We start from the raw sequence: 10,327 nt of genomic DNA, 5'->3' as shown, positions 1-10,327 counted from the left end.
GCCGGTTTAGCGCCAAATGAATCTGAGGTTAGATATCAAGATTCTAAAACTGTGGCCAAATTTTATTGACCACTACAATTCTATTTCTCATTACAATGGTAAGAAAGAGCTTGATCGTAAGCTACTTATCTTACATTTAGCTAATGCAGTGGAATTAATTCTCAAGGATTTAGTTCTAGATGCTGGTAAGTCGATATACAAAAATGCGAAAGAAACAATAACAATTCAGGGGTGCCTAAGTATTCTAAAAGATGAGAATGTAGATCTACCATTTCTCAATAAAATTGAGCTTTTGATTGATGAGAGAAATGCTTTACAGCATAGGTTTGGTTCGCCAAATGAGTTAACAAGTATATTCTATATGAATATTGCCCAAAGTTTTTTCCAAGAAGTTCTTAAAAGGCACTATGGTCAAGATTATGATGAAATTGTCAGCCAATTTGTAGATGAACAAGACTTAGTTGCATTTAAGTTAGGTGAGCCATCAAATGATCAAGAATTGGATAAGCTGATGGAGTTGGCGAAAATCCATCCCTTGGGTGCACTTCTTTCTGCATGGTCGTATTTTGAGAAAACAACAGAGAAGTTCACAGCTGATGCAGGTATGAACTTTAGGCGTAGAAGACCATTCCTAATGGATTTACAAAGAGGAAGGCTTGAACAGTTCGGGGTTTTTGTTCCTCAAGAGTTGATGCATAAAATTGATACTATGCGGCAAGTTAGGAATATGTCTGCACATGGGCGCATGGAACCTACTCTAGAGCAAGTACAAGAAACAATAGAAACTATTGAAGCTTTAGAGAAACATTTATACTCACTTGATTTAGCTGAAATACAAAAGCTCGCGCAAATAGAAATTGAGAAGGAAGAGGCAGAGTTAATGGTTAGGCGAAAAGAAATTCATGAGCATCAACTAAGAGTGGAGTCGCAGAAAAAGTTGGAACTGGACAGTGACTAATAAGCCTCTGCACTCGGAAATTTTACTCGCTTCGCTCCTAAAATCCCGGTGAGTGAGGCGTTGAGGCTGTAGAATTACTCTTTTTAGGAACGTATTCTACTATTTTCAATTGATTGCTTTTTAACCACAAATCCATTCATTCGCTGTGATCTAATAGATATTATTCACCCATGGTAAACTGTTATGGCTAACTATAAGCCTGACTTATCCTGTCAAAATAAATTCATTCCTATCAATTTCGCTGAGCAAATTTTGCCAGGCACATTTGAATATGCCCTTTGTTATATCGTCGAAAACAAACTCGATTTATCGGGCTTTGACGCGTGGTACAACAATGACAAAACGGGCGCTGCTGCGTATTCGCCTTCGGTAATGCTAAAGATTATTTTACTGGGTTATGCACATGGTTTTATCAGTAGCCGTCGAATTGCTAAAGCGTGTGAGACGAACATTTTATTTATGAGTGTGTCGGGAGATATCCAGCCGCATTACACATCAATAGCGGGCTTCGTGGCTAAAATGCATGAACAGATTGAGCCACTTTTTACGCAAGTGCTGATGATATGTGATGAAGAAGGCTTGATAGGCCGTAACATGTTTGCCATTGATGGGTGTAAATTAAAGTCCAATGCGAGTAAAGAGTGGAGTGGCACATTCGATGAGTTAGGCCGCAAAAAAGCAAAACTAGAACGCGCAAGCAAACGTATTATTGAACGCCACCAATCACAAGATGGACTGAGTGAAGAGTTAATAACTCAGGATTTAAAACAAAAAGAGAAGCTGGATAAAAGTGCAGATAAAATCACCGAGTTCTTAGCCACTCACAAAGAAAAAACAGGCAGTAAAGGCAAGCCAGTTAAAAGTAATATCACTGACCCTGATAGCGCGAAGATGACGACCTCAAAAGGGACAATTCAAGGCTATAACGGCATAGCGATAAACGATGACAAACATCAAATCATCCTGCAAGCACAAGCGTGGGGCTCAGTGGGTGAGCAACAAACCCTACAGCCAGCTGTTAAGCAATTAAAGCAGCAGCTTGATAAATTGAACACTGACAAACCCAAAGACGAGCACACGATTAAATTCACCGCAGACAGTGGGTTTAACAGCGAAGTGAACCTTGAATATATGGCGAAAAGTGGGTTCGATAGCTACATTGCAGATAATCAATTTAGAAAACGAAATCCGCTGTTTAAAGACAGTGAAACATATGAAACAGAGCAAGAAAAACGCCGACTAAAACGCAGTAAAGGCAAGCCACGATTATTTACCTCAGACGATTTTCATTATGATGAAGCAACTCAAACCTGCCGCTGCCCCGCAGGCAATGATATGTGGCGAAGTGGGGTTAATGTAAAAAGTCATAACCAGCAATACACGCGATTCTGCGGTTACTTAAAAGACTGTAAAACCTGCCCGCTACAGCAGCAATGCATGCGAAAACTACCCATTAAAACGGGGCGACAAGTTCAGTTTATAAATAATGAATCGCGCAAAAAGCTGAGCTATGTTGATAAGATGAAAGTAAAAATAGATAGCCCCATAGGGCGACGACAATACAGTAAGCGATTAGGCTGTATTGAACCCGTGTTCGGCAATATTACCGTCAATAAGGGCATGAATAAATTGACCTTACGGGGTCAAACGAAAGTTAATACGCAATGGCAACTGTATTGCCTTGTTCATAATATAGAAAAGCTGCAAAACACGATGCATTAAGAAGGGGAAGCCCTCTTAACCTAAAATAAAGCCACTAAACCACTCGTAATCCCTTCCAAAACGCCAATTTAAACAACACCAAACCAGCTTTTTATATTCTATGAAAAACACAGTAATCGATTGAACCAAAATAGGAACTCAGCTATGGTTTGTTTATCAATAAAAACAAATAAAAAAACGAGTTAATCTACAGTCTCGTTATGTGTCATGAGGTGTGCAAGGTATGAATGTTGGAATATATATATATGAAAATGCTGAAGTTCTTGACTTCTCTGGACCATTTGAGGTTTTAAGTACCGCAAATCGTTTGGGAAATGAGTTAAGATGACACCCATCCTAATCATTAGGAAAAAAGCCAACAAAAACAGTATGAAGAGTACATTATTATAAATAATGAATCACGCAAAAAGCTGAGCTATGTAGACAAAATGAAAGCAAAAATAGACAGCCCAATCGGACAACGACAGCTGTTTATTAAATAATGGTAAATGACTCGGCTGTATCGAACCGGCTTTCCTTTAAATAAAAAGCGGAACATTACAGTGAATAAAGGCATGAATAAATTGACCTTACGGGGTCAAACAAAAGTGAATGCCTTTACTTTACACTGCGGCAACTGTATTGCCTTGTTCATAATATAGAAAAACTGCAAAACACGATGCATTAAGAAGGGGGAGCCTTTTTAACCTAAAATAAAACCACTCAAGCACCCGTAACCCCATCCAAAACGCCAATTAAAGCAATATCAAACACTTCTTTATATGTTACGTAAAAATAAAGTAATCGATTGAACCAAAATAGGAACTCAGCTATGGTTTGTTTATCAATAAAACAAATTTAAAAACGAGTTAATCTACAGGCTCGTTGGGTATCAAGTGCTCCAAAACCTTTGATACCAGACAGTTCAATTAGATTCCTCTTGTAAGGAGCATAGCTTCACTAACATGTCTTAGCGGTTGAATTTTATTCCTGAAAATATTGACCGATAGGTGTTATTGACCTAATGTCATCAGTGTAATATTTATTACAGAGTTTAATAAAGTTACGGGGTTTTTAATATTTAATATAGCTTTATTAATATTTTTGCATCGAATAAAAAAGGAAGAAAATATGTTAATTTTAATTGTCGGCGATAATGGAAATATGTTGTGCGTTGCATGGGGAAAGCACAAAGGTGCTTGTAAAACAGGTGTTTCTTTTTCCGAAGATTCACTTTCCAAATTTAGCAAAGTCACTATTCACGACAAAGAATTTGATGATGAGCTAGGAATAAAAATCGATAAGATGGAAAGGTATTGCCAATATAGTGACTGCGCCTCAGAGCTAGCATTTTCCGGAAAAAATTGTGAAAATATTACTCGAACATCAAGTGTAATGTTCCATAGCGAAGATTCGAAAGAACTGATCTCCTTGGAAACAATTCTCGAACTAAGGACAGCACAGGATTGTGAATGCAAGTAGTTGAAATAAATTAGGAAAAACGAAGTTTTGACAGTGTAAAGCGTAACGTTTCCGTGCAACGCGCTTCATACTTTTCGTTTTCCTAATCACTACCTTTGATAGTTAGAACTTTTTTATGGCTTTTTTCCCTTCCAAACAATGCAACATAACTAAAAATTAGGGCTTATTGCTTTTAAAACAATCTGTGAAAAATTAATCAGCTCAAATTGATACCCAACAATTGCATGCAGTTGACATTTTTTCCACTACGGCCTTCGGCTCTTCGTTCCAAAAAACTCGCAAAAATTACATTGACACCCATCCTGAATTTTGGACTTTGTGAAACTAAGACTAGGCTTTGTTTAGCAAATTAAAAAAATTAACAAGATAAAAAAATTAACAAGACACCCATCCTAAATTTTGATCTTTTTAAAATTTAAGGTTACGTTTTGAATAGTGCAAAAAACGAGCAGGGTGTCTTATGGCAATTGCAAGAAAGCGTCAAGTAAGTATGGATGATACAAAATACTACCATTGTATTTCGCGGTGCGTGCGACGTGCATTTTATGTGGGGAGTTAGGATGACACCCATCCTAATCATTCCCTTGATTAAGAGCGACATCAATGTCGCTCTTTTGGTGCCTCTATTTAGCTCATTTTCTGAGGTAACCAATCAATCACGAAATAAACAAGACACCCACACTAAATTTTGCAGTTTTCGGAGTTAAAGACTAGCCTTTGTTTAGTGTAAAAAACGAGCAGGGTGTCTTATGGCAATTGCAAGAAAGCGTCAAGTAAGTTTGGTTGATACAAAATACTACCATTGTATTTCACGTTGCGTGCGACGTGCATTTTTATGTGGGGAAGACCGTTTTACTGGTCAATCTTACGAGCATCGACGAGGCTGGGTTGAAGATAAACTACTTGAATTAGCTAAAGTATTTTGTATTGATGTATGTGCTTATGCCGTAATGAGTAATCACACCCATTTAGTACTGTATGTTGATGATAAAAAAGCGAATAGGCTGAATGATAAAGCGATTGTTATTCGCTGGCATAAGCTTTGTAAAGGCACAGTGTTAACTCAAAAATATGTACAAGGTGAAAAGCTAAGTAAAGTTGAACTCATCTTTTTCAATCAAACGGTTAAACAATACCGCGAACGCCTATCAAGTATTAGCTGGTTTATGCGGTTGTTAAATGAAGATATTGCTCGTAGATCAAATAAGGAAGATAACTGTACTGGCAGGTTTTGGGAGGGGCGATTTAGCTCACAAGCACTGCTTGATGAAGCCGCACTTGCAGCTTGCATGGCCTATGTCGATTTAAATCCTATTAGAGCTAAAATGGCTCACACACCAGAAGAGTCAGACCATACCAGCATCCAACAGCGTTTAACGTATGCAAAGGATGGCAAACAAGCAAAGCAACTACTGCGTTTTGCAGGCATGCCACGTCAAATAATGCCAAAAGGACTCCCGTTCGAGCTTAAATCGTACCTTGAACTTGTTGAATTAACAGGACGTTGTATACGAGAAGGCAAACGCGGTTATATTGAAAGTACACACTTACCTTTACTAGACAGAGTGAATATATCTCCAGAAAACTGGTTAAAGCTTACGACCCAATTTACGCGCGTATTTCATGGTGCAGTTGGGAGGCCTGCCTCACAAGAAGGTTATTGTGGAAACTTAAACAGAAAACGGCGAGCGAATATTAGTAGCTGCGAAAAGCTACTGGCGTAAAATTTAAACTACTCAGTAAAACTACTCAGTAATAAACCACAACTGCACCATGCAGTCATTTTCATGCGTGTAATTCAGGTTTAAGCATGCTAATGACTTATTTAACGGATGAAATAAAGTTACCCAGTCATAAAAGATAAATTTTGAACTTGAAGAGCAAATATTAGTGGCACAGTTTTGTTTGTTCAATTAGGGTGGCTGTCTAGTTTGGTATAGTTTGGTACTTCCTTATTTAAAGCAATCATATTTGAATGGCGAAGGTGTTAGCGGACAACAAGTTGCTCTTTTAACTGATAGAGTTCTTATTGCACAAGGAAAGAAACAAATCTATGGTACTCAAGCTGACGTGAGTGAAGGTAAAGTTGTGTTTAGCCCCATAGAAGATGAAACTAATGTAGATAAACTGCGTGAAGAAATGAAGATGCCCTCTTTAGATTTTTACTTAAAAATAATGGAAAAAATGTACGGGATTAAAGAGCACCCTGAAATAGACTTGAATTAATCTACATATAACAACACGGCCTGAGGTGGACAGCAAGCGCTAAAGCTCTCTTTCCATCGCAAATTTTAACAGCGGTGATCCCTTACTTTTCAATGTAGTTAGGTAAGTTGATTCATCGTAGGGCGTATGTAGATTTAGACCCGACTTTACTTATCTAGTTCTTTTCTTAGAGGAAATAACAAAGGCACCCATCCTAAATTTTGCACATAAACACCAGTAATCCTTTTCAAAACGCCAATTAAAACCAACAGTAAACACTTCTTTATATTCTGCGTAAAAATACAGTAATCGATTGAACCAAAATAGGAACTCAGCTATGGTTTATTTATCAATAAAAACAAATAAAAAACGAGTTAATCTACAGGCTCGTTAGGTAATTCAATGAATACTGCCATCGATGAAGTCACAAATAATTACCAAGACTGGAGCTTAGACAAATTATCGTATGTGGATGGGTTACTAACACTGAACATTATCACTTATTTAGAAGATGATGCTCCCGTAAGGTTTATGGTTGTGTTTACAAATACCGTTTTATTCGAAACTTATGATGAAAGTAGCCATTTTCATGACTATCATCAAAACCGTGATTTGGGCGTCATCGGCGTATATTCTGATTCAAGCTTATTGGAGTATGCTCAAACTAAAACGAATACTTTCAGTTTAAACAACAATAAGCTGTTTCATTATTCAGTAATGACTACAAATGAAATCATTCATGTTTTAACAAATATTGAGCCTCAGGTGATAAACGTTACATAACAAAACGCGCTGAGGTGGGCGACTAGTAAAATTTGGCTATTAATTGTGGGAAGCTGAAAATAGTAAGTAAGATTTTAAAAACTTTATAACAAGGAACGTATATGAATTTATCTGAAGGCAAAACTATAATTGAATTTGAAATATCACAAACAGGCCACCAAATTATTGAAGCTAAAATTAATGGTAAATCGTTACGTTTTATTTTAGATAGTGCCGCTGGATCATCTGTTTTAGACCGTGCATGTCTTATTGAGCTTGGCATTGAAGAAACACTCAATGTTGAGAATGCAGCAGGTTTGGGGACTTCGGATCACGATATGGGCGATATAGAAGTTCATTCAATAGAATTAGGAAATGCCTTATTTGAGAGTCCTGATTTTGTATCACTTAATCTTGACCATGTACAAGTAGCAGATGGTGAAAAGGGAGTACATGGCTTATTAGGCTCTCCGTTTTTTATTCAATACCAAGCTGTTATCGATTTTTCAAAAAACAGGCTAGAGCTTTTTAATGAAAAAAATTAAGTATCTAACCTAAACTTTGTCCTTTAAATTTTAACTAGCGCACCATGTTTATAGGTTTGATCATGGCATGATGCGCCAGCTGTAATCGTTTACAATTTGTATTTTAAAGCTACTTTTCTAATTCTTATCTAATAACTCTTTTCTTATAATTTCAGCCCCAGCACTTAAGGCATTTAGTTTGCCGTTAGCAATATGGTGAGGTAGGGGAGCCATGCCGCAGTTTGTACACGGGTAAAGTTTGTCGGCATCTACAAATTGCAGTGCTTTACGTAGCGTATTAGCTACTTCCTCTGGCGTTTCGATAGTATGGTTTGCTACATCAATAGCGCCTACCATTACTTTTTTACCGCGAATAAGTTCTAGCAAATCCATTGGTACATGGGAGTTATGGCACTCTAGTGAAATAATATCGATATTAGATTGCTGAAGCTTAGGGAAGGCTTCTTCGTACTGTCGCCATTCGCTTCCTAGTGTTTTTTTCCAATCTGTATTTGCCTTAATGCCGTAGCCATAACAAATATGCACGGCGGTTTCGCATTTAAGCCCTTCAATGGCGCGCTCTAAACAGGCGATTCCCCAATCGTTTACTTCATCAAAAAATACATTAAACGCGGGCTCATCAAATTGGATGATATCAACGCCTGCGGCTTCTAACTCTTTAGCTTCTTGATTAAGAATTATGGCAAATTCCCACGCTAGTTTTTCGCGGCTTTTATAGTGGTCGTCGTATAGCGTGTCGATCATGGTCATTGGGCCTGGCAATGCCCATTTTATTGGTTGTTTGGTTTGTTTGCGTAAAAATTTAGCGTCTTCAACAAACACAGATTTTTGACGGCTCACAGGGCCCACAACGGTGGGTACGCTTGCATCGTATCGGTCTCTAATTTTTACTGTTTTGCGTTTTTCAAAGTCAACGCCATTTAGGTGCTCTATAAATGTAGTTACAAAATGCTGCCTTGTTTGCTCGCCATCGCTAACAATATCAATGCCTGCTTGTTGCTGGTCGAATAACGACAAGCGTAGGGCGTCGTGTTTACCTTCAATTAATTCATCACCTTGTAATTTCCAAGGTGACCAAAGTGTTTCTGGCTCTGCAAGCCATAAAGGCTTAGGTAAACTGCCAGCGGTTGATGTAGGTAGTAATTTTTTCATGATAAATAATGCCGTATTTTAGGTAATTTTAAACGTTGCTTTAAACGCGCTATTTTTAGTTGTTATTGGTCGTTACTATCAAGTGTTATGAAAGATAGTTAGTAGAGAATTGCTCAAGAACCGTTTGGTATGGTTTGATAAAGTGCTCTTGTGCAAACTTGCCTTGCTCGTTTGCTAACTTGCCGCGCTCTTCTCGGTCATACACAATTTGCGTTAGTGAATGATCCAAGTTTTTTAAGTTTGGTTTATATGATTTACCCGCTGTTGCATTGGCATTATAAATCTCTGGTCTGTAGATTTTTTGAAACGTTTCCATCGTACTAATGGTGCTTATAAGCTCAAGATTGCTGTAATCATTAAGTAAATCACCAAAGAAAAACAATGCTAAAGGCGCGGCGCTATTTAATGGCATAAAGTAACGTACCTGCAAGCCCATTTTTTTGAAGTATTGCTCAGTTAAAGACGATTCATTTGGCTCGTATTCAACACCAAGTACCGGATGTTGGTTTTCAGTGCGGTTGTAGGTTTTGTTATCTGACACACTTAGGCATATAACCGGTGGCTTTTTAAAGTTTTGTTTGTATGTATCCGAATTTACGAATGACTGAAATAGCTTGCCATGTAAAACCCCAAAGTCATCTGGAATACTAAATTGAGGCTTGCCTTTATTGTGCTCTTGTAGGAGTACGCTAAAGTCGTAGTCGCGCACATACGATGAAAAGTTGTTTCCTACAATGCCTTCAATGCGCTTATTAGTTTTATGATCAACAATATTTGTTTTTAATATTTCGATTGATGGAAAGCTTTCGCCGCCGTCTTCAATACCTATCTCAACAGATATAATTTCAAGCTCAACAGCATAACGCTCACCTTTGGTGTTATCCCAATGGGCTAGGGCATTAAAACGGTTGTTAATCATGTTTAAGGCGTTACGCAAGTTTGCTTTGCGGTATTCACCTCTGGCTAAATTAGCAAAGTTGGTTGTGATACGCGTATTAGTTGATGGATGATAATTTTCGTCGAGTGAAACGCTCTTAATATTAAATGTAAAATCTTTTTTCATCGTGTTTATATCCAATTTATAATTTAAACCTGATTGATGCTCTGCGCTTTATTAACCTTGCAACTTACTGTGCTGGTTTTGTTATTCAGCGGCTTTAAGTTGTTAGTAATAGTGTTTAGCGCTAAGGGATGAGTAATTTATACGTTGATTGGTATATGAAGAAAAACGGTTTAATTTCACATAAAACATGAGTCATATTCATTAATCATTATTGTTAGATGTGATTGCTTAGTAATTGATGACAATTAAGCATGAATCGATAGAAATAAAGGATGGATGTTCAGCCGTTTAGACTTCCTTTATTTCGGTGTGCACTTTATTCATGTTGAACATGAGGAATATTCAAAGAAGTTTTTTATAGCTATAACAGTGTATTAGCTAAGCTTTTAGCTGTTTACATCGTTGTTTATAGTAAATGTTATGACTATTTAAGCTTAAGTTAGCTATAAAAGTAGTTAC

At 37.4% G+C, this 10,327-nt stretch carries 9 protein-coding genes and 3 pseudogenes; 10 read left to right on the top strand and 2 right to left on the bottom strand.

Annotation, left to right across the window (positions count from 1 at the left end; all coding sequences use genetic code 11):
• Positions 1-16 precede the first annotated feature (16 nt).
• The 10 genes and pseudogenes from I6F54_RS08340 (at position 17) to I6F54_RS08310 (ending at position 7,653) form a co-directional block, all read left to right on the top strand.
• A complete protein-coding gene (locus tag I6F54_RS08340; protein WP_231617009.1) occupies positions 17-958 on the top strand; it encodes a hypothetical protein in 942 nt (313 codons plus the stop codon).
• Positions 959-1,141: 183 nt separating this feature from the next.
• Entirely contained in the window at positions 1,142-2,680 is a 1,539-nt protein-coding gene (locus I6F54_RS08335; protein WP_197140774.1) for a transposase, read from the top strand.
• A 223-nt stretch (positions 2,681-2,903) separates the two neighbouring features.
• Positions 2,904-2,996 (top strand): annotated as a pseudogene (locus I6F54_RS20295) (DJ-1/PfpI family protein); the annotation flags it as partial.
• 70 nt (positions 2,997-3,066) lie between these two features.
• Positions 3,067-3,347, top strand: a pseudogene (locus tag I6F54_RS20495) (hypothetical protein); the annotation flags it as partial.
• A gap of 443 nt (positions 3,348-3,790) precedes the next feature.
• Complete coding sequence (locus I6F54_RS08330; RefSeq protein ID WP_165742333.1) at positions 3,791-4,141, top strand: hypothetical protein; 351 nt, start codon at positions 3,791-3,793, stop codon at positions 4,139-4,141.
• A 460-nt stretch (positions 4,142-4,601) separates the two neighbouring features.
• Positions 4,602-4,694: pseudogene (locus tag I6F54_RS20490) on the top strand (Mobile element protein); the annotation flags it as partial.
• A gap of 196 nt (positions 4,695-4,890) precedes the next feature.
• Positions 4,891-5,865 carry a transposase gene (locus tag I6F54_RS08325; protein ID WP_197140770.1) on the top strand — a complete coding sequence of 325 codons (975 nt, stop codon included), beginning with the start codon at positions 4,891-4,893 and terminating at the stop codon, positions 5,863-5,865.
• 217 nt (positions 5,866-6,082) lie between these two features.
• On the top strand, positions 6,083-6,367 hold the full coding sequence (locus I6F54_RS08320; protein ID WP_231617008.1) for a DUF6624 domain-containing protein: 285 nt from the start codon (positions 6,083-6,085) through the stop codon (positions 6,365-6,367).
• A gap of 381 nt (positions 6,368-6,748) precedes the next feature.
• Positions 6,749-7,129, top strand: coding sequence for a hypothetical protein (locus I6F54_RS08315; RefSeq protein ID WP_165728599.1), 381 nt, complete (start codon positions 6,749-6,751; stop codon positions 7,127-7,129).
• 101 nt (positions 7,130-7,230) lie between these two features.
• Positions 7,231-7,653, top strand: coding sequence for a retropepsin-like aspartic protease (locus I6F54_RS08310; protein WP_197140767.1), 423 nt, complete (start codon positions 7,231-7,233; stop codon positions 7,651-7,653).
• A 117-nt stretch (positions 7,654-7,770) separates the two neighbouring features.
• Here the strand turns inward: I6F54_RS08310 and I6F54_RS08305 are convergent, their stop codons facing one another.
• Positions 7,771-8,805, bottom strand: coding sequence for a methionine synthase (locus I6F54_RS08305; protein ID WP_197140763.1), 1,035 nt, complete (start codon positions 8,803-8,805; stop codon positions 7,771-7,773).
• Positions 8,806-8,890: 85 nt separating this feature from the next.
• A complete protein-coding gene (locus tag I6F54_RS08300; RefSeq protein WP_197140760.1) occupies positions 8,891-9,868 on the bottom strand; it encodes a DUF1852 domain-containing protein in 978 nt (325 codons plus the stop codon).
• Between the last annotated feature and the right edge of the window lie 459 nt (positions 9,869-10,327).

It is taken from the genome of Pseudoalteromonas sp. SWXJZ10B, from assembly GCF_015864475.1.
In the GTDB taxonomy this organism is placed as follows: domain Bacteria; phylum Pseudomonadota; class Gammaproteobacteria; order Enterobacterales; family Alteromonadaceae; genus Pseudoalteromonas; species Pseudoalteromonas arctica.
This window is presented reverse-complemented; position numbering and strand designations above follow the sequence as displayed.

What these genes read in the sequence shown, in the direction of transcription:
- I6F54_RS08310 (WP_197140767.1), top strand. Translation starts at nt 7,231, where the DNA reads ATGAATTTATCTGAAGGCAAAACTATAATTGAATTTGAAATATCACAA.
- I6F54_RS08335 (WP_197140774.1), top strand. Translation starts at nt 1,142, where the DNA reads ATGGCTAACTATAAGCCTGACTTATCCTGTCAAAATAAATTCATTCCT.
- I6F54_RS08330 (WP_165742333.1), top strand. Translation starts at nt 3,791, where the DNA reads ATGTTAATTTTAATTGTCGGCGATAATGGAAATATGTTGTGCGTTGCA.
- I6F54_RS08305 (WP_197140763.1), bottom strand. Translation starts at nt 8,805, where the DNA reads ATGAAAAAATTACTACCTACATCAACCGCTGGCAGTTTACCTAAGCCT.
- I6F54_RS08315 (WP_165728599.1), top strand. Translation starts at nt 6,749, where the DNA reads ATGAATACTGCCATCGATGAAGTCACAAATAATTACCAAGACTGGAGC.
- I6F54_RS08300 (WP_197140760.1), bottom strand. Translation starts at nt 9,868, where the DNA reads ATGAAAAAAGATTTTACATTTAATATTAAGAGCGTTTCACTCGACGAA.
- I6F54_RS08325 (WP_197140770.1), top strand. Translation starts at nt 4,891, where the DNA reads ATGGCAATTGCAAGAAAGCGTCAAGTAAGTTTGGTTGATACAAAATAC.
- I6F54_RS08340 (WP_231617009.1), top strand. Translation starts at nt 17, where the DNA reads ATGAATCTGAGGTTAGATATCAAGATTCTAAAACTGTGGCCAAATTTT.